Raw genomic sequence first — 23,917 nt, forward strand, 5'->3', positions numbered from 1 at the left:
TCACGACTGCTCGTGCAGTCCGAGATTCTCGTAGATTTCGAGCGTCGCCGTGGAGTTGTTGAGCGTGATGAAGTGCAAGCCGGGGACACCCTCGGAGAGCAGCTCGGCGCAGAACTCCGTCGCGAACTCGATGCCAATGGAGCGTACAGCGGCGGGATCCTCCCTGACCGAGAGGATCCGCTCTTTCAGCGCGGGCGGGAAGACCGCGGTGGAGAGCCGCGGCAATCGCTCCAGCATCTTCACACTGGTGACGGGCATGATTTCCGGAATGATCGGTGTCTCGCAACCGGCCGCGGCGGCGTGGTCGCGCAGCCGCAGATAGCCCTCGGGGTCGAAGAACATCTGTGTGATCGCGTAATCGGCGCCCGCGCGGCACTTGTCCACGAAGTGCTTGATGTCCGTGTTCCAGTCGGTGGACCGCGGATGCATCTCGGGGAAGGCCGCCACGCCGACGCAGAAGTCCCCGGACTCCTTGATCAGCGCGACCAGTTCGGCGGCGTAGCGCACCCCGTCCGGGTGCTTGATCCACTCGCCCATGGGGTCGCCGGGCGGATCGCCGCGTACGGCGAGGATGTTGCGGATCCCGGCGTCGGCGTACTGCCCGACCATGTTGCGCAGTTCGGCGACGGACTGGCCGACGGCCGTGAGGTGCGCGACCGGCGTGAGCGTGCTGTCGGCGGCGATCCGCTCCGTGGCCCTGACCGTGCCCGCGCGGGTGGAGCCACCCGCGCCATAGGTGACGGAGACGAAGCTCGGGGCGACCGCTTCGATCCGGCGCAACGCGTTCCAGAGGTTCCGCTCGCCCTTCTCCGTTTTGGGCGCCCAGAACTCGAACGAGTACGAAGTCTTGCCGGTCGCGAGCAGATCACGCACGGTCAGCGCGTGATCCGATCTGGTCGAAGCTGTGCCTAGGGCCATATGTGCAGGCTATCGAGGGTGGGGCGGTCCCCCAACCGGACGAGGGATTTTTGCCCGGTTTGCCGGTTAAGTGGCCGCACTCCCGTACGGCACGCTCCCACGGGCCGCACTCCCGTCATCCGTACGACGCGCTCCCGTCACCCGGGCACCGCGCCGCCGCCATGCCCGCCACCCCCGCCATACGCGTTCATGCCCGTCATACGGCACGGTCCCGCACGCGCTTCGCCAGGGCCGCGGCCGCCGCCGCCGGGTCGTCGGCCTCGGTGATCGCCCGTACGACGACGACCCTGCGCGCACCGGCGTCCAGCACCTCGTCGAGCCGGGCCGCGTCGATCCCGCCGATCGCGAACCACGGACGGTCCGTGGCGCGGGACGCGGCGTACCGCACCAGATCGAGCCCCGGCGCGTGGCGGCCCGGCTTGGTGGGAGTGGGCCAGCAGGGGCCCGTACAGAAGTAGTCCACGCCGGGCTCGGCGACCGCCGCGTCCACCTCGGCCTCCGCGTGGGTGGAACGGCCGATCAGCGGCCTGTCCCCGAGGATCGCGCGCGCGGCCGGGACGGGCAGATCGCCCTGTCCCAGATGGAGCACGTCGGACCCGATGGCATGGGCCACATCGGCGCGGTCGTTCACGGCGAGCAGCCGGCCGTGCCTGCGGCAGGCGTCCGCGAAGACCTGGAGGTGCTCCAGCTCCTCGGCCGCCTCCATGTCCTTGTCGCGCAGCTGCACGATGTCCACGCCCGACGCGAGCACGGCGTCGAGGAACTCGGCGAGATCCCCCTGCCGCTTACGGGCGTCCGTGCACAGATAGAGCCGGGCGTCGGACAGCGACGCGGAAGGCGCGGAGGCGGAAGGCGCGCACCGGGAAGCCGCGGACGCGGAAGCCGTGGACGCGGAAGCCGTGGACATGGAAGATCCCCCCGTGGATGTTGGGTCGGCGGTGCGCGGCGGCCGACGTACGACCGGCGGACGGTCGCACGGGGCCGCCGCGCACCGCGGATGGCGATGTCGTCAGACGGCGAGCGCCTGGGCCCGGCGCTTCACCTCCGTGCCGCGATTCTCACTGAGCGCCTGCGCGGGCGTACCCGGCAGGCTGGGGTCGGGGGTGAAGAGCCACTCAAGCATCTCTTCGTCGGTGAAACTGTCGTCCCTCAGAAGCGTCAGGGTGCCGGCGAGGCCCTTGACCACCTTGTTGCCGTCGATGAAGGCGGCGGGCACCTGGAGCGTCCTGTTCTCGCCGCGGCGCACCGCGATCAGCTGGCCTTCCTTCACCAACTGCCGCACGCGCGTCACCTCGACGTCGAGCTTTTCCGCGATGTCGGGCAGGTGAAGCCAGGCGGGGACGAGAGCATCGATCTTTGCGTCAATCTCGGTCACAAGGACAAGCGTGCCATCCCGGACTGACAGACGGTAGCCGAGAAGCCCCAATCGGGCCGCCGCCCCCGCGGTGCCGGGACCCCGCGCGGGCTCAGAGCACGGCCTTGCGCAGCGGTACGGACGGGTCCGCGGTCCGCTCCGGGTCCAGCCGCGCGCCCGCCTCGATGAGCTTGCGGCCCTGGGCCAGATCCCGGGGCCTGCCGACGGCCAGCAGCGCGGTCGGCGCCCCGTCCCGCAGCCACACCACCGACCAGGCGCTCCCGGCGGGATCGCCGCGCGCGACCAGGGTGTCGCCGTCCGCGTGGTGGCCCGCGTACTGCACGAAGCGGCCGAACTGCTCGGACCAGAAGTACGGCACGGGGTCGTAGACCGCGTCGCTCTCGCCGGCCACCTGCGCGGCGACCGTGCGCGGCCCCTGGAGCGCGTTGTCCCAGTGGTGGACGAGCAGTCGCTCTCCGTAACGGGCCGAGGGGAACGAGGCGCAGTCACCCACCGCGTACACCCCCGGCAGCGAGGTCCGCAGCCGCTCGTCCGCCACGATGGCGCCGTCCGGGCCCAGCTCCATCCCCGATCCGGCCAGCCAGCCCGTCGCGGGCCGCGCGCCGATGCCCACGACCACCGCGTCCGCGTCCAGCCGCCGGCCGTCCGCGAGGAGCACCGCGCCCGGTTCGACACCGGCCACCCGGGCGTCCGTCAGCAGTTCGGCCCCGCTCTCCGCGTACCAGCCGGTCATCGGGGCGGCGACGTCGGCGGGCAGGACGCCCGCGAGCGGCCGGCCGGCCGCCTCGACGACCGTCACGGCGCAGCCCGCCTCCCGGGCGGCCGTGGTGAACTCCGCGCCGATCCAGCCCGCGCCGACGACCACGACCCGCTGTCTGCGGCCGAGCACCGGACGCAGCCGCTCCGCGTCGTCCAGCGTGCGCAGCAGATGGACCCCGGGCAGCGACTCGGTGCCCGGCAGGGTGATCGGTTCCGCGCCGGTCGCGATGACCAGCACGTCGTACGGGACGGGGCCGCGCGCAGTGTCCAGTTCGCGTGCGCCGGGGCGCAGTCCGGTCACATCGAGGCCGAGCCTGAGCCGGACGGACAGCGCCGCGAAGTCGATGTCGAAGGCCGGGCTCTCCGCCTTGCCCAGCAGGACCGCCTTGGAGAGCGGGGGCCGGTCGTACGGCGGATGCGGCTCGGCGCCGAGGACCGTGACCGGGCCGCCGAAGCCCTTCTCCCGCAGGGCCACCGCGGTCTGCACGCCCGCCATGCCCGCGCCGACGACGACCACCCTCGGCCCTCCGGCCGGTTCTGTCTCCTGCTGTCTCTCGCTCACTCGATCACCTTAGACAGCCCGTCCCCGGCAACCCCGTCATGGTCATCGCTCCCTTACCGCGCGGAGGCCGGGGCGTTAGGCTGGCAGCCGACACTACCTCGCGGGAGTCCGGACGCACCGGGCTGAGAGGGAGGCTGAGGCGGCCTCCGACCGTACGAACCTGATCCGGGTCATGCCGGCGAAGGGAGGGGCTGGACGCCCATGCAGTCACCCCGTGAAGAAGCAGGTACGGGCTCCGACGTCCTCGTCATCGGGGGCGGGATCATCGGCCTGGTCACCGCCTGGCGGGCGGCGCAGCGCGGGTTGCGTACCGCCGTCACCGACCCCGATCCCGGCGGCGGCGCGGCGCGGGTCGCGGCGGGGATGCTCGCGGCCGTCACCGAACTCCACTACGGCGAGGAGACGTTGCTCGGCCTCAACCTCGCCTCCGCCGCGCGCTACCCGGGCTTCGTCGCCGAACTGGAGGCGGCGAGCGGGCAGGACACCGGCTACCGGACGTGCGGCACCCTCGCCGTCGCCCTCGACACCGACGACCGCGCCCAGCTGCGCGAACTGCACGCCTTCCAGCGCCGTTCGGGGCTGACGTCCCAGTGGCTCACGGGCCGTGAGTGCCGGCGCCTGGAGCCGATGCTCGCACCGGGCGTACGCGGCGGTCTGCGCGTCGACGACGACCACCAGATCGATCCCCGCCGGCTGGCGGCGGCCCTGCTGACCGCGTGCGAACGGGCCGGAGTGGTCGTCCACCGCGCCCACGCCGACCGGCTCTCCGTCGTACGCGACCGGGCCGCCGGCGCCGTCCTGGCCGACGGCAGCGCGCTCACCGCGGACCAGGTGGTGCTGGCGGGCGGCAGCCTCAGCGGCCGGCTCGGGGGCGTACCGGCCGATGTCCTGCCGCCGGTACGGCCCGTCAAGGGCCAGGTCCTGCGGCTGACCGTGCCCCGTACGTACGCGCCCTTCCTCTCCAGGACGCTGCGGGCCTCGGTGCGCGGCAGCCAGGTCTATCTGGTGCCGCGCGAGAACGGCGAACTGGTCGTCGGCGCCACCAGCGAGGAACTGGGCTGGGACACCACGGTCACGGCGGGCGGGGTGTACCAACTGCTGCGGGACGCGCACGAACTCGTCCCCGGCATCACGGAACTGCCGCTCACCGAAGCCCTCGCCGGGCTGCGCCCCGGCTCACCGGACAACGCGCCGCTGCTCGGGCCCACCGCGCTGCCGGGGCTGTCCCTGGCCACCGGCCACTACCGCAACGGGGTTCTGCTCACACCCGTCACGGGCGATGTGATGGCCACGGTGCTGACGACCGGCGAACTGCCCCCGGAGGCCCGTGCCTTCTCCCCGTCGCGGTTCGCCTCGCGCCCCTCGCCCGTCGTGTCCGTCCGTCAGGAGCAGACCGTATGAACATCTCCGTGAACGGCGAGCCCCGCGAGCTCGCGCCCGCCACCACCCTCGACGTCGTGGTCGCCACGCTCACGCCCGCGCCCTCGGGGGTCGCCGCGGCCGTCAACGAGACGGTGATCCCGCGCACCCGCTGGTCCGGCACACCGCTCAACGACGGCGACCGCGTCGAGGTCCTCACCGCGGTCCAGGGAGGCTGAACCATGGCCGACGACCCGCTGACCATCGGCTCCACCACGTTCGCCTCCCGGCTGATCATGGGCACGGGCGGCGCGCCCAGCCTGGACGTGCTGGAACGGTCCCTGGCCGCCTCGGGCACCGAACTCACCACGGTCGCGATGCGCCGCCTCGACCCCACCGTGCACGGCTCGGTCCTGTCCGTACTCGACTCGCTCGGCATCCGCGCGCTGCCCAACACTGCGGGCTGCTTCACCGCGGGGGAGGCGGTGCTCACGGCGCGTCTGGCCCGCGAGGCGCTCGGCACGGACTGGATCAAGCTGGAGGTGGTCGCGGACGAGCGCACGCTGCTGCCCGACCCCATCGAGCTGCTCGACGCGGCGGAGACGCTGGTCGACGACGGCTTCACGGTCCTGCCGTACACCAACGACGATCCGGTGCTCGCGGCGAAGCTGGAGGACGTGGGGTGCGCGGCGATCATGCCGCTCGGCTCACCGATCGGCTCGGGCCTCGGTATCCGCAATCCGCACAACTTCGAGCTGATCGTGGAGCGGGCGGGGGTGCCGGTGATCCTGGACGCGGGCGCGGGGACGGCGTCGGACGCGGCGCTGGCGATGGAGCTGGGGTGCGCGGCGGTGATGCTGGCGTCGGCGGTGACGCGGGCGCGGGAGCCGGTGCTGATGGCGGAGGCGATGCGGCACGCGGTGTCGGCGGGCCGGCTGGCGTGGCGGGCGGGACGGATGCCGAGGCGGCGGATCGCGTGGGCGTCCTCGCCGGTGGAGGGGGTGGCGGCGCTGGACCCGGAGAGGCCGATGTTCTCGTAGGCCACCTGGCGACAACCCGCACCGGAAACCGGCCCCGGCCGAAACGCACCCGGCCACCGGCCCCAGCCAAGGACGACGGCACCCCGGACAAGGCCCCCGCCGGCCCCGCACCGCGGCTCGTAGACTCGGGGGCGTGGATACGACCCTCAAGGACCCCATCGTCGGGCACGTGCTCGACGGCCGCTACCGCGTGGACGCGCGGATCGCCGTCGGCGGTATGGCCACGGTCTACCGGGCCGTCGACATCCGGCTCGACCGGGTCCTCGCGCTCAAGGTGATGCATCCCGCCCTCGCCGCCGACGTCACCTTCGTGGAGCGCTTCATCCGCGAGGCCAAGTCGGTGGCCCGGCTGTCGCATCCCAATGTCGTCGCGGTCTTCGACCAGGGCGCCGAGGGCGCCTACGTCTATCTGGCGATGGAGTACGTCGCGGGGTGCACGCTGCGCGATGTCGTAAGGGAGCGCGGGGCGCTGCGCCCCCGGGCCGCGCTGGACATCCTGGAGCCGGTGCTCGCCGCGCTGGGGGCCGCGCACCGGGCGGGGTTCGTGCACCGGGACATGAAGCCGGAGAACGTGCTGATAGGGGACGACGGCCGGGTCAAGGTCGCCGACTTCGGGCTCGTGCGGGCCGTGGGCGATGTCACGAACACCACCGGGAGCGTCCTCGGCACGGTGTCGTATCTGGCGCCGGAGCAGATCGAGCACGGCGCGTCCGACACCCGCGTCGATGTGTACGCCTGCGGGGTCGTCCTCCACGAGATGCTGACCGGTGCGAAGCCGCACGGCGGCGACACCCCCGCGCAGGTGCTCTACCGGCATCTGAACGAGGACGTGCCCGCGCCGTCGGCCGCCGTGCCGGGGCTGGCCGTGGAGCTGGACGAGCTGGTCGCGGCGGCGACCGCCCGCAACCCCGAGGCGCGGCCCGCCGACGCGGTGGCGCTGCTCGCGCTGACGCGGGAGGCGCGGGCCGCGCTGACCGACGCGCAGCTGGACGCCGTACCGCCGCGTGCCAGGCCCGAGCCGGAGGGCGGGGCCGGTGCCGACAACCGTACGGCGGTGATCCCGCGCATCCGGCCCGTCGAGCCCGCGGAGGACGAGACGCCGAACCGTACGAGCCGGCTGGAGATGGCGCCCCCGTCGGACGCGCCGGGCCGCCGCCTGGCCATGCCCCGCCGGGGTGTCGTCGCGGCGGTGGTCGCCGTCCTGCTGGTGCTCGGTATCGGTACCGGCGTCTGGTACATCAATTCCGGACAGTTCACGCGGGTCCCCTCGCTGCTCGGCCAGAGCGAGCAGGAGGCCAGGAAGCGGCTCTCGGACGCGGGCCTTGAGGTGAAGGTCACCAAGGACTTCAGCGACTCCTTCGGCCGCGGCACGGTCATGGGCAGCGATCCCGCGCCCCGCGCGCGTATCCGCGGCAACGGCGCGGTGACCGTCGTGATCTCGCGCGGCCCGGAGATCGTGAAGGTCCCGGACCTGGAGAGCATGCCGCTGGGCGAGGCGCGGCGGGCGCTGAAGAAGGTGGGGCTGGCGGCCGGGGTCGTCACCCGGGAGTTCGACGACAACATCCAGCAGGGCACCGTGATCAGTTCGGCCCCGGCGTCCGGGAGCGAGGTACGGCCCGATTCCGGGGTCGCGCTCGTGGTGAGCAAGGGCAGCCCGGTCGACGTCCCCGATGTGACCGGCGAGTCGGTTCAGGACGCCACCGAGGAGCTGGCGGACCAGGGACTCAAGGTGAAGGTCGCGGCCGGGCGGGTGAACTCCCCCGAGGACGCGGGGTCGGTCGCCCGGCAGTCCGCGGCCGAGGGTGCCCAGCTGGCCCGGGGCGATACGGTCACGCTGACGGTCTCCCAGGGGCCCCGGATGATCTCCGTACCCGATGTGACCGGCAGGACGACCGACGAGGCCACGAAGCTGCTGGAGGAGGCGGGTTTCGAGGTCTCCGTGGACCGGGGCTTCCCCTTCCTGGGCAAGACCGTGGGAAGCCAGTCGGTCGAGGGCGGCCAGAAGGCCCCCGAGGGCAGCACCATCACCATCACGACCAAGGGGCTCTAGGAGTGCTGCGCAATCCCGTCGGCGGCCATGTTCCCGTGGCCGGCGGCCTCGCCTCGGCCGGCCTGGCCTACGCGCGTGAGCTGGACGCCGAGACCGTCCAGGTGTTCGTGGCCAATCCGCGCGGCTGGGCGACTCCCCCGGGCAATCCGGCGCAGGACGAGCGGTTCCGCGCGCTGTGCGCGGAGGAGGGGATCCCGGCGTATGTGCACGCGCCCTATCTGATCAACTTCGGTTCGCACACGGAGGCGACCGCCGAGAAGTCGGTGGAGTCGCTGCGGCACAGCCTGCGCCGGGGCCGGGAGATCGGTGCGCTGGGCGTGGTCGTGCACACAGGCTCGGCGACCGGCGGACGGCCCCGCGAGGTGGCGCTCGCGCAGGTACGGGAGCGGATGCTGCCGCTCCTCGACGAGCTGACCCATGACGACGATCCGTTTCTGCTGCTGGAGTCGACTGCGGGGCAGGGTTTCTCGCTCTGTTCCAGGACGTGGGACTTCGGCCCGTACTTCGAGGCGCTCGACGCCCACCCCAAGCTGGGCGTCTGTCTGGACACCTGCCATATCTTCGCGGCCGGGCACGATCTCGCGGGACCGCACGGGATGCGGCAGACGCTGGACCTGCTGGTGGACACGGTGGGCGAGGGGCGGCTCAAGCTGATCCACGCCAATGACTCCAAGGATGTGGCGGGTGCGCACAAGGACCGTCACGAGAACATCGGCGCGGGACATATCGGCGAGGAACCGTTCCGTGAGCTGTTCGCGCATCCGGCGACCGAGAACGTTCCGCTGGTGATCGAGACACCGGGCGGCAAGGAGGGGCACGCGGCGGACGTGGCACGGCTGAAGAAGCTGCGCGACGGCTGACCGCCGGGCCGTGCCCGCGAAGCGGCGTCGCCAAGCGGGACCTCCGGAACACGCCCTACAGCTCGGGGCCGTCCCCGGGGACTTCCTGATAGGAGTAGCGCTGCTCGGTCCAGGGATCGCCGACATTGTGATAGCCGCGCTCCTCCCAGAAGCCGCGGCGGTCGGCGGTCATGTACTCCACGCCCCGGACCCACTTGGGCCCTTTCCAGGCGTACAGCTGCGGTACGACGAGCCGTACGGGGAAACCGTGCTCGGCGGTGAGCAATTCACCGTCCTTATGGGTGGCGAATATCGTGCGGTCCGAGAGAAAGTCGGCGAGCCGCAGATTGGAGCTGAAGCCGTACTCGGCCCAGACCATGACATGCGTGGCGTTCGGCGCGGGCGGTGCCAGTTCCGCGATCGTACGGGCGGGGACGCCGCCCCATTCGGCCCCCACCATGCTGAACTTCGTGACGCAGTGCAGATCACCCACGACCGTGGAGAACGGAAGCGCCGAGAACTCCTCATGATTCCAGCAGTGCTTGTCGCCGTCGGCGGTGGCTCCGAAGACCCGGAACTCCCAGCGTTCCTGCCGGAATTTCGGTACGGGCCCGTAGTGGGTCACCGGCCAGCCGCGCTGCAGACGCTGCCCCGGTGGTAGCGCGGACTGTTCCGGCTCCTGACGTTCCCGGCTTTCCGGCTGACCCATGCCTTCCATGGTGACAGACCGCGAAGGGTGGTCATGACCAGGCCCGATCACAATCGGGCAATCCATACTAAGCATGTACTTACTGGACGGTCCCCGGTGACGGTGCGAGGATGCGCGCACCGTCACACCCCTGGAAGGAGCCTCTGCGATGCAGGGCGACCCCGAGGTCATCGAATTCCTCAATGAGCAGCTGACCGCCGAACTGACCGCCATCAATCAATACTTCCTGCACAGCAAAATGCAGGAGAACAACGGGTGGACCAAGCTCGCGAAATACACCCGGGCCGAGTCGTTCGACGAGATGAGGCACGCCGAGCTGCTCACCGACCGGCTGCTCTTTCTGGAGGGGCTGCCGAACTACCAGCGGCTCTTCCATGTACGGGTCGGGCAGACCGTCACCGAGATGTTCGAGGCGGACCGGGAGGTCGAGGTCGAGGCCATCGACCGGCTGAAGCGCGGAATCGAAGTCATGCGGAACAAGGCCGACCACACGTCGAAGGGGATCTTCGAATCGATCCTCAAGGACGAGGAACATCACATCGACTATCTCGAAACCCAGCTGGAGCTGATCGAGAAGCTCGGCGAGCCGCTCTATATCTCCCAGCAGATCGAGCAGCCCGACAGCTGAGGGCCGCCGGAGTCAACGGCTGCCGACGGGGCCTAAGCGGCTTCCCGGAGCGCGGGCGGGGCCATGCCCTCCGGTGCGTCGAGCCCCGCGAGCGCGGGGGCGCCCTGGTCGAGCAGCTCACGGCGCGGGCAGCCGCCTCGGCCGAGAAGGGACTGGATACGGCGTACGCACGAACCGCAGTCGGTGCCGGCCTTGCTGGCCGACGCTATCTGGCGGGGGGTGCACGCCCCGGCGGCCGCGTGTTCCCTCACCTGTGTCTCGGTGATGCCGAAGCACGAGCAGACGTACACGCGGGTCACCTCCCGGAGGGGTCGCTGGTCGGGCCACCCCGGGATCCCGGTGAGGCCAACCTAACCTTACCTGCCGTCCCCGCCGGACAAAAGCCGGGGAAACACCGATGGGGTACGGATCACATCGATCCGTACCCCATCGTGGTATGCGGGCCCTCGCCCCGTGTCCCTACTGGTCGCGGTACATCTCGGCGACCAGGAACGCCAGGTCGAGCGACTGGCTGCGGTTGAGCCGCGGGTCGCAGGCCGTCTCGTAGCGCTGGTGCAGATCGTCGACGAAGATCTCGTCGCCGCCGCCCACGCACTCGGTGACGTCGTCGCCGGTCAGCTCCACATGGATGCCGCCCGGGTGCGTGCCGAGGCCCTTGTGGACCTCGAAGAAGCCCTTGACCTCGTCGAGCACATCGTCGAAGCGGCGCGTCTTGTGACCGGAGGCCGCCTCGAAGGTGTTGCCGTGCATCGGGTCGGTCACCCATGCCACCGTGGCGCCGGACGCCGTGACCTTCTCGACCAGCTCGGGGAGCTTGTCCCTGACCTTGTCGGCGCCCATCCGGACGATGAAGGTCAGCCGGCCGGGCTCGCGGTCGGGGTCGAGCCGGTCGATGTAGGTGAGCGCCTCGTCGACCGTCGTCGTCGGGCCGAGCTTGATCCCGATCGGGTTGTTGATCTTCGAGGCGAACTCGATGTGCGCGCCGTCGAGCTGGCGGGTGCGCTCACCGATCCAGACCATGTGGCCGGAGACGTCGTAGAGCCGGCCGGTGCGGGAGTCGACCCGGGTCAGCGCCGACTCGTAGGCCAGCAGCAGCGCCTCGTGCGAGGAGTAGAACTCGACGGTACGGAACTCCGCCGGGTCGGTGCCCGCGGCCTTCATGAAGTTCAGCGCGTTGTCGATCTCGCGGGCGAGCTGCTCGTAACGCTGGCCCGACGGGGACGACTTCACGAAGTCCTGGTTCCAGGCGTGCACCTGGCGCAGATCGGCGTAGCCGCCGGTGGTGAAGGCGCGGACCAGATTGAGCGTGGCGGCGGACGCGTGGTACATCCGCTTGAGCCGCTCGGGGTCCGGGATCCGGGCCTTCTCGTTGAAGTCGAAGCCGTTGACGGAGTCGCCCCGGTACGTCGGCAGCGTCACGCCGTCGCGCGTCTCGGTGCCCTTGGAGCGCGGCTTCGAGTACTGCCCGGCGATCCGGCCGACCTTCACCACCGGCACGGACGCCGCGTAGGTGAGGACGGCGCCCATCTGGAGAAGCGTCTTCAGCTTGTTGCGGATCTGGTCCGCGGAGACGGCGTCGAACGCCTCGGCGCAGTCGCCGCCCTGGAGCAGGAACGCCTCGCCCTTGGCGACGGCCCCGAGCCGGGCGCGCAGCTGGTCGCACTCACCCGCGAAGACGAGCGGAGGATAGCTCTCCAGCTCGGCCACGACCTCGCGCAGGGCTCCCTGGTCCGGATACTCCGGCTGCTGGGCAGCGGGAAGATCTTGCCAGGAGGGCACATGGGCCGCGGGGTTCTCAGCATTCACTGTCACGCGCTCCAGGTTACGTGGTCGCGCGCTGTGGTACAGGCAGCGCTCACAGTGTGGAACGCGCGGTGCCCGTGCCGCGACCGGCAAGGTTCGCCGGGAGCAGTGCTAGGGTGCCGCCCATGTTCGCGCATTCGCAGCAGACCTGGTGGTGGACCGCTCGCTCGGCGGCCCACTGATTCACGCGCGCACCACGAATCGCGAAGGCCGCCCGAGGGGCGGCCTTCCGTGTTTCCAGGTCCAGGCGTCGGACCGGAAGCGGCCGTTCCTCCCCCTCCATCCGGAAGGAACACCGCAGATGCCCGACAGAACACCCCGGACGCTCGTCGCACGGCTCCTGGACGACGACTGCCCGCCCTTCGCCCTGCTCCGCCGCCGCACCCCCGGCCGGGACCACGACGTCGTGGAGCTGCTCATCGGATCCGTGCACGAGGCGGACCGGCTGGCGGAACTGCCGGACGGCGCCGGTCCCTCGCTCGCGCTGGTGCCGTTCCGGCAGATCAGGGAGCGCGGCTTCGACGTACGGGACGACGGGACGCCGCTGGCCGTGCTGGTCGCGGACGAGACGTACGAACTGCCGCTCGCGGAACTCCTCGCCCGGCTGCCCGCCCATGACGTACGGGTCGAGGACGGCGCGTTCGACATCGACGACGAGCGGTACGCGGAGATCGTCCGGCGGGTGATCGAGGACGAGATCGGCCGGGGCGAGGGCGCGAACTTCGTCATCCGGCGGACCTTCCAGGGCCGTGTCCCCGGCTTCGGGCGTGCCGACGCCCTCGCCTTCTTCCGGCGGCTGCTCACCGGTGAGCGCGGCGCGTACTGGACGTTCCTCGTCCACACCGGTGACCGCACCCTGGTCGGCGCGAGCCCCGAGGTCCATGTCCGGATGAGCGGCGGCACCGTCGTGATGAACCCGATCAGCGGGACCTTCCGCTATCCGCCGGAGGGCCCGTCCGCGGCAGCGCTGCTGGAGTTCCTGGGCGACCGCAAGGAGACGGAGGAGCTCTCCATGGTCGTCGACGAGGAGCTGAAGATGATGTGCACCGTCGGCGACCGGGGCGGGGTGGTGATCGGCCCCCGGCTCAAGGAGATGGCCCATCTCGCGCACACCGAGTACGAGTTGCGCGGCCGTTCGTCGCTCGATGTGCGCGAGGTGCTGAAGGAGACGATGTTCGCGGCGACGGTCACCGGCTCACCGGTGCGGAACGCCTGCCGGGTCATCGAGCGCCACGAGGCCGGCGGGCGCGGCTACTACGGGGGCGCGCTCGCGCTCATCGGGCGGGACGCGGGCGGCGCGCAGACCCTCGACTCGCCCATCCTGATCCGTACCGCCGACATCGACCGCGACGGCGGGCTGCGGGTGCCGGTCGGGGCGACGCTCGTACGTCATTCGCGCCCGGAGAGCGAGGTCGCCGAGACCCACGCCAAGGCGGCGGGGGTGCTGGCGGCGCTGGGCGTACGGCCCGGCCGCCCGCGCGAGGAGTCCGCGCGCCCGCGGCTCGCCGACGACCCGGGGGTCAGGGCCGCGCTCGACGCGCGGCGCGCGGACCTCGCGCCGTTCTGGCTGAGGATGCGGACCGCGTCCGCGACGCTCACCGGGCACGCCCTGGTCGTCGACGGCGAGGACACCTTCACCGCGATGCTGGCGCATGTGCTGCGGTCGTCGGGTCTTGAGGTGACGGTACGGCGCTTCGACGAGCCGGATCTGCGCGCCGCCGTGCGCGGGCACGAGGGTCCTGTGGTGCTGGGCCCCGGTCCCGGCGACCCGACGGACACCACCGCCCCGAGGATGCGGATGCTGCGCGGGCTGGCGGGGGAACTGGTCCGCGACCGGCGCGGAGGGCTGCTCGGGGTCTGTCTCGGGCATGAGCTGATCGCGGCGGAACTGGCGCTGGAGACGGTACGCAAGCGGGTGCCGTACCAGGGCGCGCAGACCCGGATCGACCTGTTCGGCCGGGCGGAGACGGCCGGCTTCTACAACAGCTTCACGGCGCGGTGCGACGACGCGACGGCGGGGGAACTGGCGGCGCGCGGGGTGGAGGTGAGCCGGGACGCGGACAGCGGTGAGGTGTACGCGCTGAGGGGCGACGGGTTCGCGTCCGTGCAGTTCCATCCGGAGTCGGTGCTGACGCTGAACGGGCGGGAGATCGTGGCGGAGCTGCTGGCGGGAGCGATGGCCTTCCGGCGGGGGGCCGTGGACGCGGGCTGAGTGGTGGCGGTGCGCCTCCGGCGGGGGGGTGCGGTACGCCTCCGGCGGGGGGCGGTACGCCTCCGGCGGGGGGCGGTACGCCTCCGGCGGGGGGCGGTACGCCTCCGGCGGGGGGCGGTACGCCTCCGGCGGGGGGTGCGGCGTGGTGCCGGGGGCCGGGGCCTCCGGAGGTCCGTGTCCGGACTGCTTTCCTCACCGCGCTTCGCGCGAGCTGCGACGCTTTACGTCCGGACGCGCACCTCCTCCGCCCCCGACCCCCTCCCCCCGGTGGTCGCCTGCCCCGCCGCCCGGCTGGGGGTCGGGGGTGGGGTGCCGATTTCGTTCCGGGTGCCGTCTTTCCGGCGGCGAGTGAGCCGAAGGGCGCGCCGCTGTCGAAAGGGAGAGCGCGCGGAGGTTCCCGAGGTACGAGGGAATCGAGCACGGTCGACCGTCGACAGGGGCTCAAAGCGCCCGGAGGCGAACCGAGCCCCAAAAAAAGGGTGGGCGGGCCTAGCCGAAGAAGACCCCCACCTCGTCGTACAGCTCCGGCTGGACCGTCTTGAGCTGGGCCGTGGCCTCGGAGATCGGGACGCGGACGATGTCCGTACCCCGCAGGGCGACCATCTTGCCCCAGTCGCCGTCGCGTACCGCCTCGATCGCGTGCAGGCCGAAGCGCGTGGCCAGCCAGCGGTCGAAGGCGCTGGGGGTGCCGCCCCGCTGGACGTGGCCGAGTACCGTCGTCCTGGCCTCCTTGCCCGTGCGGCGCTCGATCTCCTTGGCCAGCCATTCGCCGACGCCCGACAGCCGGACATGGCCGAAGGAGTCCAGTGTGCCGTCCTTGAGGACCAGGTCGCCGTCCTTCGGCATCGCGCCCTCCGCGACGACGACGATCGGGGCGTACGACGCCTTGAACCGGGAGGTCACCCAGGCGCAGACCTGGTCGACGTCGAAGCGCTGCTCCGGTATGAGGATGACGTTCGCGCCGCCCGCCAGGCCGGAGTGCAGGGCTATCCAGCCCGCGTGACGGCCCATCACCTCGCAGACCAGGACGCGCATATGGGATTCGGCGGTGGTGTGCAGCCGGTCGATCGCCTCGGTGGCGATGCCGACCGCGGTGTCGAAGCCGAAGGTGTAGTCCGTGGCCGAGAGGTCGTTGTCGATGGTCTTGGGCACGCCGACGCAGGGGATGCCGTGGCTGTCGGAGAGCCGCGCCGCCACCCCGAGGGTGTCCTCGCCGCCGATCACGATCAGCGCCTCGACGCCGTGCGCGGCGAGGGTCTCCCTGATGCGGCGGACGCCGTCCTCGGCCTTGAGGGGGTTGGTGCGCGAGGAGCCGAGGATGGTGCCGCCGCGGGGCAGGATGCCGCGTACCGCGGGGATGTCGAGCCGTAGGGTGTCGTCGTCCAGCGGCCCTCGCCAGCCGTCCCTGAACCCGGTGAACGCGTAGCCGTATTCCTGGACACCCTTGCGTACGATGCCGCGGATCACCGCGTTGAGCCCGGGACAGTCGCCGCCCCCGGTCAGTACTCCGACGCGCATGGAAAACACTCCCCTTCGCCATCGATCGGGTACCCGGGCCACAGGAAGGGTGACTCAGGTCACTCCGGCATGGTGCGCAGGGTCAATTGCGTTGCACCAGAGGGCGGATGAAGGCTTGTGCGGGGATTCTCCGGGGCGGGCCCGGCTCAGATGTCGTCGAGGCCGCGTTCGATGGCGTACCGCACCAGCTCCACGCGGTTGTGGAGCTGGAGCTTGCCGAGGGTGTTCTGCACATGGTTCTGCACGGTGCGGTGCGAGATGACCAGGCGTTCGGCGATCTGCTTGTACGAGAGGCCCTTGGCGACCAGCCGCAGCACTTCGGTCTCCCGCTCGGTCAGTTCCGGCGCCTTGGGCTCGTCGGGGGCGACGGGCGCGGGCTCGGAGGCGAGTCTGCGGTACTCACCGAGCACGAGGCCCGCGAGGCCGGGGGTGAAGACCGGGTCGCCGGCGGCGGTGCGGCGTACGGCGTCGATCAGGTCTTCCGTACGGGCCGACTTGAGCAGATAGCCGGTGGCGCCGGACTTCACCGCTTCCAGGACGTCGGCGTGCTCGCCGCTGGCGGAGAGCACCAGCACGCGGAGTCCGGGATGGGCGCCGACCAGCTCCTTGCAGACCTGGACGCCGGGCATACCGGGCAGATTGAGGTCGAGGACGAGCACGCGCGGGGTGGTGGCCTTCGCGCGGCGCACCGCCTGCGGGCCGTCCTCGGCGGTCGCGACCACCTCGAAGCCGGCCGCGTCCAGATCGCGGGCGACGGCGTCGCGCCACATCGGGTGGTCGTCGACCACCATCACCCTGATCGGGTCCGTCTGTTCGCTCATCGCTGTGTCTCTCCCCGTGGAACCTTCAACTCGACTTCCGTGCCCTGGCCCGGCACCGAGATCAGCTCGGCCGTGCCGCCCAGGTCCCGCAGCCGGCCGCGGATCGAGAGGGCGACGCCGAGCCGGCCCTCCCCCTCGGCCTGGGCGAGCCGGCCTTCCGGGATGCCCGGCCCGTCGTCCCGTACGGTCACGATCACTTCGTCCGGCCACTCCTCGACCAGGATCCAGGCGTGGGCCTCGGCGCCCGCGTGTCCGCGGACATTGTCCAGGGCGGCACCGACAGCGGCTGTCAGCTCCTGGGCGGCGGCCGGCGGCAGCAGTACCGGAGCGCCTGGTTCCGAGAAGGTGACGCGCGAACCGGCGTACGGCGCGAGGAGCGTGCGCAGGTCGCACGGTTCGTCGTCCTGGCCGGCCGGGACCGCCGCCGTGTGCTCGGACGCGCGGGTGGCGGGCACCAGTCCGCTGGAGACCAGCGTGCGCAGGGCGATCTCCTGCTCCCCCGCCAGCCGGCCCAGTTCGGCGGCCTCTCCGCCCAGCGCCGTACCGCGCCGCTGCACCATCGCGAGCACCTGGAGCACGCTGTCGTGGATGTCACGGGCCAGCCGCTCGCGCTCCCGCGTCGCGGCCTCGATCTCCAGGGCGCGGGCCAGGGTGCGTTCGGAGGCGCGGGCGACCTCGACGACGTATCCGATGGCGATGGAGGCGACCCAGACGAGCAGGACGTTGTGGAGGGTGTCCCGGCTGGGGTGCGCGCGCTCGATGAGGTTGGCGACGGCGACGACGGAGGAGGCGACCGCGGCCCAGCGCCAGCCGCCCTTGATGGCGAAGGCGAGGACCGATCCCGCGGCCCATATCGACGGCAGTGTGGGGCCGTCGATCTGCTGGGCGTGGGTGTCGGCGAGCGGCGTGAGCAGGATGCCGGTGACCGCGACGGTCAGATCGGCGACCAGGAAGCGCTTGGTGCAGCTGACGGCGTTCGCCACTCTGGGGAGCGTGGCCAGGGTCCATATCGCCAGGAACGCGAGGAAACAGGCGGCGACCCAGGGGCGTTCGAACCGTTCACGCTCGTAGAAGAACATCAGGACCGCGTAGACCATGGTCAGCGCGCGGTACGCGGTCAGCGCCCGCCACAGCGGCTGCTCCACGGACATCCTTACGACGCGCTCGCGCCTGGCCACTCGCCCCCCTCGTTCCTGTGCGGCCCGTTCGCCTCCGGCTCACTCCCCGCCGGTGCCCGCCGCCTTCGCCGCTTCCGCGAGCCGGCGTTTGGCCGCCGTCGCGTAGATGTCGACATACTCCTGGCCCGAGAGCTTCATGATCTCGTACATCACCTGGTCGGTGACCGATCGCAGGATGAACCGGTCGCTCTCCATGCCCTGGTAGCGGCTGAAGTCCAGCGGCTCCCCGATCCTGATCCCCGGGCGCATCAGCTTCGGGACGACCTTGCCCGGCGGCTGGATCTTCTCGGTGTCGATCATGGCGACCGGGATGACCGGCGCACCGGAGGCGAGCGCCACACGGGCGAGGCCGCCGGGCTTGCCGCGGTAGAGACGGCCGTCGGGCGAGCGGGTGCCTTCCGGGTAGATACCGAAGAGTTCACCGTTCGCCAGGACCTTGATGCCGCTCTGGATCGCGGCCTCGCCCGCGCCGCGCGCGCCCGAGCGGTCCACCGGCAGCTGTCCCACGCCCTTGAAGAACGCGGCGGTGAGCTTGCCCTTCACTCCGGGCGAGGTGAAGTACTCGGCCTTGGCGATGAAGGTGACCTTGCGGTCGAGCACGGCCGGGAGGAAGAACGAGTCGGAGAACGAGAGATGGTTGCTCGCGAGGATCGCCGGACCGTCGGCGGGAATGTTCTCCAGGCCCTCCACCCAGGGCCTGAAGGCGAGCTTCAGCGACCCTCCGATGGAGAATTTCATGGCGCCGTAGATCAACTCGATTGCCTCCTGTGTGCTGTCGCACTGACCTTAACGCTTGGGGCTCCCGCGCTCTCCTTCATGGGTGCCCGACGGATCTGGTCGGTGTCGGTCCGGTCGCGTACGGTGAAGTACATCGTCCGATCCTCACGAACAGGAGACCCCGGTGCCGGTCCTTCCCGGAGCCGAGCCGTACCGCCACGAAGGTGGCGAGGTCGGCGTCCTTCTCTGTCACGGATTCACCGGTTCCCCGCAGTCGTTGCGCCCCTGGGCCGGGTATCTGGCCGAGCGGGGGCTGACGGTGTCGCTGCCTCTGCTCCCCGGGCACGGCACGCGCTGGCAGGACATGCGGGTCACCGGCTGGCAGGACTGGTACGCGGAGGTGGACCGGGCGCTGCGGGAGCTGCTGGAGCGGTGTACGCGGGTCTTCGTCGTCGGGCTGTCGATGGGCGGGGCGCTCGCGCTGCGGCTGGCGGCCAAGCACGGCCGGGAGATCAGCGGGGTCGTGGTGGTCAACCCCGGGATCAAGGTGCACGGAGCGGCGGCGTACGCGCTGCCCGTGCTCCGTCATCTGGTCCCGACGACCAAGGGCCTGACGAGCGACATCGCCAAGGAGGGTGCGCGGGAGCTGGGTTACGACCGGGTGCCGCTGCACGCGGCGTACTCACTGCGGAATTTCTTCCGGCTGGTGGACACGGCGCTGCCGCAGGTCACCCAGCCGTTGCTGCTGCTGCACAGCCCCGAGGACCATGTGGTGCCGCCGGCCGACTCCGCCAGGATCCTGTCCCGGGTCTCGTCGGTGGATGTCCGTGAGGTCCTGTTGGAACAGAGCTACCACGTGGCGACGTTGGACCATGACGCGGAGCGGATTTTCGAGGAGAGTCACGCGTTCATCGGCCGGCTCGCTCCGACTGTCGGGAAGAAGGGGAGCACCACCGGTGGCTGAGCATGACGCGGACCGCGAGCCGCAGCCGATCGACGAGGACGCGGCCTGGGCGGCGATCGTGGCCGGGTACGGCGAGGAGCCGGCGGATCCGCCGGGCGCCAAGCCGTTCAAGTCGGTGGACGATCAGGCCCTGCTGGAGAGCGAGCGGAACAGCACGGACCCGGGGGCCGGGCCGGAGTCCGCGGCTCCGGACAAGACACTGGGCAAGCCCCCCGAGAAGCCGGAGCCGAAGGCCGGGAAGGATCCGGAGCCGGACGCCGGGGACGGAAAGCCCGTGCTCGGCGGTTCCGTCGTCTTTGCGCCCGGTGTCGGCGGGCCGCGCGACTACCAGCTGGACGAGCCGCGGGAGGAGGACCTCGACGAGAGCGACGAGGGCCATTTCGTCCCGCCGGAGCCGCCGCCGCTGCCGGAATCCGACGCGACGGCCCGGTTCGCCTGGCTCGCGGTGATCGGCGGCCCGGTGCTGATGCTGGTCGCCGTGCTGCTGCGGTGGGACATGACGTGGTGGCTGAGCACGCTCTGCATCGGCGGCTTCCTGGGCGGTTTCGTCACGTTGGTGGCGCGGATGAAGCATGACGACGACGAGAACGACGACCCGGGGAGCGGCGCGGTGGTCTGACGGGACCCGACGGGGGCGGTCGTTCAGAAGGCCGGTACGCGGAGGGCGGCGAGCACCGGAAGGTGATCCGTCGCCGCCCTGAGGTCGGCCTCGTCGAGGCCCGGCAGACCGTGCGGCACCCCGCAGCCGAGCACCTCGACGCCGTGCGTGGCGAAGATCGCGTCGATGCGCTGGCGCGGGTGCGCGGCGGGCGAGGTGTACTCCCCGCCCCAGGGAGCGAGGGCCCAGCAGTCCTGGAGTTCCCCGGCCAGCAGCTGGAAACCGCGGCCGGTGGGGCGGTCGTTGAGGTCCCCGGCGACGATCGAGTGCGGTACGTCCATGGCCTTGAGCCGGTCGAGCACCATCCCCGCCTGCGCGTGGCGCTCGTCGGCGCTGAGGCTGAGATGGCAGCTGAGCAGCCCGATCCGGGCGCCCGCGATCCGTACCACCGCCGTGGCGAAACCCCGCCGGTGGAGGCCCGGGGTGAGCGGCAGCAGGATGTCCTCGGTCCGCTCGACCGTGGTGCGCGGCGAGCAGAGCAGCAGCGGCCCCGCCGCGGTGGCGCCGCCGCCGAGCACCACGAGACCGGTGTGCGCCGCCAGCCAGGCCGCGCGTCTGCGCCAGCGGAAGAACCGCGGTGCCTCCTGGACGAAGACCAGATCGGGCGCGCAGGCGCTGATCACCCGGGCCAGCGCCTCGGTGTCGTCGCGCATCGACCGGATGTTGTAGCTGAGCACCCGGATCACCGCGGAACCATCCGGCTCGGTACGGGAGTCGGGCAGCGTGGGCATCGCCATGCCGCCAAGATATCGGCAGGCGAGGCGGCCGTACGCGCCGACACCAGCGGCCCGGAAGCGGCCGTACGCGCGACACGAGCGGCCCAGGCGCGGCCGTACGCGCCGGCACCACCCGCCCGGGAGCGGCCGTACGCGTCCGCCACAAGCGGCCCTGGACATGAGCCGTACGCGCCCGCCACGAGCGGCCCCTGACATGACGGCGCCCGCCGCACCGAGGACGCGGTGACGGCGGGCGCGGTCGGGTCCTGGTCAGCCCTGGCGGGCCAGGTCCGCGGCTCCCACCAGCCCTGCCTCGCCGCCCAGTTGGGCCGCGAGCACCTGGGCGTGCGGGCGCCACTCGCCACCGATCAGCCAGCGCCGGAAGGACTTGCGGATCGGGTCGAGGACCAGCTCGCCCTCGTCCGACACCCCTCCGCCGACGATGAACGCGGACGGGTCGAAGAGCGAGGCCAGATCGGCGAGACCGGCACCCGCCCAACGGGCCAGCTCACGGAAGGAGTCGATGGCGACGGCGTCACCGGCGCGGGCCGCCGCGCTGATGTGCCTGCCCTCGATGCCCTCCGGGGTGCCGTCGCCGAGACCGAGCAGCGTCCCGGCGTTCTCCGGCGTCGCGTTGGCGCGCTGCCTGGCGTACCGGACGAGAGCACGCCCTGACGCGTACTGCTCCCAGCAGCCCTGGCTTCCGCAACCGCACAGCAGCCCGTCGGGCACGACCCGGATGTGCCCGAACTCGGCGGCCACACCGAAGCGTCCGCGGCGCAGCTTGTTGCCGATGATGATGCCGCCGCCGAGGCCCGTGCCGAGCGTGATGCAGATGACGTCGTCATGGCCCTGCCCGGCGCCGAACCTGTACTCGCCCCAGGCGGCGGCGTTGGCGTCGTTCTCCACGACGACCGGCAGTCCGACCCGCTGCTCGACCTTGTCCTTGAGCGGTTCGTGACGCCAGTTGATGTTCGGCGCGAAGAGGACGGTCGCGCGCTTGTCGTCCACGTAGCCGGCGGCGCCGATGCCGACGGCCTCGATCTGGTGCCCCTCGCCGGCACCGGAGACCGCGGCGCAGATCGCGTCCACGATGCCTTCGGCGGTCGGCGGAGTGGGAACCTTGTGCGTTTCCAGGATGGTGCCCTCTTCGTCGACCACGCCGGCCGCGATCTTCGTGCCGCCGATGTCGACGCCGATGGTGAGTCCCATGTGTCCCTCAGTTTTCGGTCGAGCCCCGCTAAGCCTCAACCGTACCCGAGGGCGGGCGCCGGCCCGGCCGGTCCTGCCCTGCGCGACGCGGTCCCCCCGGCGGTCAGTCCAGGTCGATCCGGCCGTCCGGACCTGGCCCTTCGTCCCTCGGGTCGGTGGGGTCGCCGGCCTTCTCCGTGTCCCGTACGGCGCCGGTCGACGGAGGTGTTCCCTGGGTCCAGCGGGACTCCTGGGACTCGACGGCGGAGCGGTACGCGGCGAGCAGTTCGTTGCCCGCGGCGGCGAGATGGTCGAAGACTCCGGGGTTGCGCTCGATGACCGGCTCGACGGCCGCCTTGGCCTGGTTGATGAACTGCTGGACGGCGCCCTGCGCGGCCACGCCGAACAGCGGGCCCGGCAGCGCGGAGACCTTGTCGGCGACGGCTTCGACCAGCTTGCGCAGTTCCTCGGTGGCGGAGCCTGGCTGCGGGCCGTAGGCCGCGCGGCGGCGCTCCTTCTCGGCCTCCAGATCCTCGGCGCATGCCGTGGCCCAGGCGTCCGAGTCGGCGGCGGGGCGCTCGGTGGCATCGCTCATGCGGCACTCCTGCGTCAGAGACAGGGTCTCCCGCCACGGGCAGCGGAAGGGTTCGTACCTTCGACGGTACCCGAACGGAGGTACGTCGTTCAGTGCGCGCGCGGCCACAGGTCGGGGTCGGGGGTGAATCTCACCCGCAGCACGCCGTCCGTGAGGGCCGCGCCGGTGACCGTGCAGCGGCGCAGCGCGGACGGCAGCGGAACGATTCGGCGGAACGGGCCGACGGTGAGCAGCAGTTCGTCGTCCCTGCGTACCAGCCCCAGTTCGCTCTTGACCGCTCCGGGCAGTGGCAGGCACCAGACGAGCAGATCCTCTGCGGCGAGCCGGTCCTCCACGGGCCAGGGGTCCTCGGCGGGGCTCCCGGCGGCGCCCTCCGGCGTGCTGCCGGGAAGGGCGGGGCCGAGAGGGCCGAGGTCGAGAAGCGCGAGGTCGTCGAGACCGCGCGGGTCCCGGCCCAGATGCCCCACCACGCGCACGGGCGCCTCGGACGGCCATTCCTCGTGCCACTCGTCCAGGCACTTGCGCTGCTGGGCGACGAGCGTCGCTAGCCAGGGGCCGGCGGCGTCGGCGGGCAGTATCCGGTTGGCCACGAGCGCGTCGACGCGCAGTCCGTACAGCGCGATCCCGGCGCGGGCGGCGCGCAGGGCCTCGGCCGCGGCGGGCCCCGGCTCGGCGACCAGCCGCAGGGTCGTGGCGGGGTCCTCGACGAGCGACTGGACGGCGGCCAGCTCGGCGTCCCACCGGGCGGCCGTCTCGTACAGCCACTGCGCGGGCATGGGTATCCCGGCGAGCTGGGCCATCATCGGGCGCAGCGCGCGGGCGGCCTGCCGTTCCCGTGGCAGCAGCCGGCGCAGATAGCGGCGCAGTTGTTCGGGCAGGGCGAGCAGGGCCAGGGCGTCGCGCAGCGGCGGCAGGTCGACGACGAGGACGTCCCAGTCGCCGGCCGCGGCCCGGCGCAGGGCGTGCAGCAGGGCGGACTGTTCGCTGCCGGGCAGTTCGGTGAGTTCCTCACCGGCCAGCTTGCGGGCGCCGAGCAGTTCGAGCGCGGTGGCGGCCCGCTCCTGGAAGGCGAGCGTCTCGGTACGGAAGTGCGCGCCGGAGTCGACGCGCGCGGCCCACAGGCCGTCCCGTACCGGTGCGGGGTCGTCCGGCGTTCCGGCCGGCGCTCCGAGAAGATCGCCGAGCGGGCCGGCGGAGAGCAGCAGGACCCGTCCGCCGGGCCGGGCGGCGGCGAGCGCGGTGGCGGCGGCGATGGTCGTACGGCCCGCCCCGCCGGGGCCGGTGACGAGGACCGTACGCATCGGC

General features: G+C 71.8%; 24 protein-coding genes and 1 riboswitch. Of the genes, 9 read left to right on the plus strand and 15 right to left on the minus strand.

Annotated elements, in window-relative coordinates; genetic code table 11:
* From metF to ACZ7LS_RS00870, 4 genes are all read right to left on the minus strand, one after another.
* Entirely contained in the window at positions 1–918 is a 918-nt protein-coding gene (metF, locus tag ACZ7LS_RS00855; protein WP_385135116.1) for a methylenetetrahydrofolate reductase [NAD(P)H], read from the minus strand.
* A 196-nt stretch (positions 919–1,114) separates the two neighbouring features.
* The gene (gene thiE / locus ACZ7LS_RS00860; protein ID WP_385135114.1) at positions 1,115–1,825 is read right to left on the minus strand and encodes a thiamine phosphate synthase; all 711 of its coding nucleotides are present in this window, start codon (positions 1,823–1,825) and stop codon (positions 1,115–1,117) included.
* Positions 1,826–1,927: 102 nt separating this feature from the next.
* Complete coding sequence (locus ACZ7LS_RS00865) at positions 1,928–2,293, minus strand: Rv2175c family DNA-binding protein (RefSeq protein ID WP_129769749.1); 366 nt, start codon at positions 2,291–2,293, stop codon at positions 1,928–1,930.
* Between the two features lie 91 nt (positions 2,294–2,384).
* On the minus strand, positions 2,385–3,614 hold the full coding sequence (locus tag ACZ7LS_RS00870) for an NAD(P)/FAD-dependent oxidoreductase (RefSeq protein WP_385135112.1): 1,230 nt from the start codon (positions 3,612–3,614) through the stop codon (positions 2,385–2,387).
* 90 nt (positions 3,615–3,704) lie between these two features.
* A riboswitch (TPP riboswitch) is annotated at positions 3,705–3,818 on the plus strand.
* On the opposite strand from ACZ7LS_RS00870, the gene thiO reads away from it, so the two are divergent.
* The 5 genes from thiO to ACZ7LS_RS00895 all read left to right on the plus strand — a co-directional run bounded on the left by thiO (position 3,816) and on the right by ACZ7LS_RS00895 (position 8,923).
* Entirely contained in the window at positions 3,816–5,015 is a 1,200-nt protein-coding gene (gene thiO, locus ACZ7LS_RS00875) for a glycine oxidase ThiO (RefSeq protein WP_382663953.1), read from the plus strand. It overlaps the preceding riboswitch by 3 nt.
* Complete coding sequence (gene thiS / locus ACZ7LS_RS00880; RefSeq protein ID WP_382528533.1) at positions 5,012–5,212, plus strand: sulfur carrier protein ThiS; 201 nt, start codon at positions 5,012–5,014, stop codon at positions 5,210–5,212. Before thiO ends, thiS begins: the two co-directional genes overlap by 4 nt.
* 3 nt (positions 5,213–5,215) lie before the next feature.
* The gene (locus tag ACZ7LS_RS00885) at positions 5,216–6,013 is read left to right on the plus strand and encodes a thiazole synthase (RefSeq protein WP_382528536.1); all 798 of its coding nucleotides are present in this window, start codon (positions 5,216–5,218) and stop codon (positions 6,011–6,013) included.
* Between the two features lie 133 nt (positions 6,014–6,146).
* The gene (gene pknB / locus ACZ7LS_RS00890) at positions 6,147–8,063 is read left to right on the plus strand and encodes a Stk1 family PASTA domain-containing Ser/Thr kinase (protein ID WP_382528539.1); all 1,917 of its coding nucleotides are present in this window, start codon (positions 6,147–6,149) and stop codon (positions 8,061–8,063) included.
* Between the two features lie 5 nt (positions 8,064–8,068).
* Positions 8,069–8,923: a deoxyribonuclease IV gene (locus ACZ7LS_RS00895; protein WP_382528680.1), complete on the plus strand. Its 855-nt coding sequence runs from the start codon at positions 8,069–8,071 to the stop codon at positions 8,921–8,923.
* A 55-nt stretch (positions 8,924–8,978) separates the two neighbouring features.
* On the opposite strand, the gene ACZ7LS_RS00900 is transcribed toward ACZ7LS_RS00895, so the two are convergent.
* A complete protein-coding gene (locus tag ACZ7LS_RS00900) occupies positions 8,979–9,611 on the minus strand; it encodes a sulfite oxidase-like oxidoreductase (protein ID WP_382663962.1) in 633 nt (210 codons plus the stop codon).
* Between the two features lie 148 nt (positions 9,612–9,759).
* Here ACZ7LS_RS00900 and bfr point away from each other — a divergent pair, with 148 nt between their 5' ends.
* Positions 9,760–10,239, plus strand: a complete 480-nt coding sequence (gene bfr, locus ACZ7LS_RS00905) for a bacterioferritin (protein WP_356507196.1) — start codon at positions 9,760–9,762, stop codon at positions 10,237–10,239.
* 32 nt (positions 10,240–10,271) lie between these two features.
* Here bfr and ACZ7LS_RS00910 read toward each other — a convergent pair whose 3' ends face one another.
* Positions 10,272–10,538, minus strand: a complete 267-nt coding sequence (locus ACZ7LS_RS00910) for a (2Fe-2S)-binding protein (protein ID WP_382528545.1) — start codon at positions 10,536–10,538, stop codon at positions 10,272–10,274.
* A gap of 160 nt (positions 10,539–10,698) precedes the next feature.
* The gene (locus tag ACZ7LS_RS00915) at positions 10,699–12,051 is read right to left on the minus strand and encodes a class II 3-deoxy-7-phosphoheptulonate synthase (RefSeq protein WP_382528548.1); all 1,353 of its coding nucleotides are present in this window, start codon (positions 12,049–12,051) and stop codon (positions 10,699–10,701) included.
* Between the two features lie 292 nt (positions 12,052–12,343).
* Here ACZ7LS_RS00915 and ACZ7LS_RS00920 point away from each other — a divergent pair, with 292 nt between their 5' ends.
* The gene (locus ACZ7LS_RS00920; RefSeq protein ID WP_385135109.1) at positions 12,344–14,254 is read left to right on the plus strand and encodes an anthranilate synthase family protein; all 1,911 of its coding nucleotides are present in this window, start codon (positions 12,344–12,346) and stop codon (positions 14,252–14,254) included.
* A 489-nt stretch (positions 14,255–14,743) separates the two neighbouring features.
* On the opposite strand, the gene ACZ7LS_RS00925 is transcribed toward ACZ7LS_RS00920, so the two are convergent.
* From ACZ7LS_RS00925 to ACZ7LS_RS00940, 4 genes are all read right to left on the minus strand, one after another.
* The gene (locus tag ACZ7LS_RS00925) at positions 14,744–15,772 is read right to left on the minus strand and encodes a 6-phosphofructokinase (protein ID WP_382528552.1); all 1,029 of its coding nucleotides are present in this window, start codon (positions 15,770–15,772) and stop codon (positions 14,744–14,746) included.
* Positions 15,773–15,918: 146 nt separating this feature from the next.
* Positions 15,919–16,593: a response regulator gene (locus ACZ7LS_RS00930; RefSeq protein ID WP_385135107.1), complete on the minus strand. Its 675-nt coding sequence runs from the start codon at positions 16,591–16,593 to the stop codon at positions 15,919–15,921.
* Positions 16,590–17,771, minus strand: coding sequence for a MacS family sensor histidine kinase (gene macS / locus ACZ7LS_RS00935; RefSeq protein ID WP_385135105.1), 1,182 nt, complete (start codon positions 17,769–17,771; stop codon positions 16,590–16,592). Before macS ends, ACZ7LS_RS00930 begins: the two co-directional genes overlap by 4 nt.
* A 39-nt stretch (positions 17,772–17,810) precedes the next feature.
* Entirely contained in the window at positions 17,811–18,524 is a 714-nt protein-coding gene (locus tag ACZ7LS_RS00940) for a lysophospholipid acyltransferase family protein (RefSeq protein ID WP_382528559.1), read from the minus strand.
* A 148-nt stretch (positions 18,525–18,672) separates the two neighbouring features.
* Here ACZ7LS_RS00940 and ACZ7LS_RS00945 point away from each other — a divergent pair, with 148 nt between their 5' ends.
* Entirely contained in the window at positions 18,673–19,452 is a 780-nt protein-coding gene (locus ACZ7LS_RS00945; protein ID WP_382528562.1) for an alpha/beta hydrolase, read from the plus strand.
* Positions 19,361–20,071: a hypothetical protein gene (locus ACZ7LS_RS00950; RefSeq protein ID WP_385135103.1), complete on the plus strand. Its 711-nt coding sequence runs from the start codon at positions 19,361–19,363 to the stop codon at positions 20,069–20,071. The genes ACZ7LS_RS00945 and ACZ7LS_RS00950 overlap by 92 nt, the downstream gene beginning before the upstream one ends.
* 23 nt (positions 20,072–20,094) lie before the next feature.
* On the opposite strand, the gene ACZ7LS_RS00955 is transcribed toward ACZ7LS_RS00950, so the two are convergent.
* The 4 genes from ACZ7LS_RS00955 to ACZ7LS_RS00970 all read right to left on the minus strand — a co-directional run bounded on the left by ACZ7LS_RS00955 (position 20,095) and on the right by ACZ7LS_RS00970 (position 23,913).
* The gene (locus ACZ7LS_RS00955; RefSeq protein WP_385135101.1) at positions 20,095–20,847 is read right to left on the minus strand and encodes an endonuclease/exonuclease/phosphatase family protein; all 753 of its coding nucleotides are present in this window, start codon (positions 20,845–20,847) and stop codon (positions 20,095–20,097) included.
* A gap of 249 nt (positions 20,848–21,096) precedes the next feature.
* A complete protein-coding gene (locus ACZ7LS_RS00960; protein ID WP_382528570.1) occupies positions 21,097–22,038 on the minus strand; it encodes an ROK family glucokinase in 942 nt (313 codons plus the stop codon).
* A 103-nt stretch (positions 22,039–22,141) separates the two neighbouring features.
* Positions 22,142–22,612 (minus strand): DUF5304 domain-containing protein, encoded by a 471-nt coding sequence (locus tag ACZ7LS_RS00965; RefSeq protein WP_382872943.1) that lies wholly within the window; start codon positions 22,610–22,612, stop codon positions 22,142–22,144.
* Between the two features lie 89 nt (positions 22,613–22,701).
* Positions 22,702–23,913 carry an ArsA family ATPase gene (locus tag ACZ7LS_RS00970; protein ID WP_385135099.1) on the minus strand — a complete coding sequence of 404 codons (1,212 nt, stop codon included), beginning with the start codon at positions 23,911–23,913 and terminating at the stop codon, positions 22,702–22,704.
* Positions 23,914–23,917 lie beyond the last annotated feature (4 nt).

This window comes from Streptomyces sp. NPDC039430 (assembly GCF_055639435.1).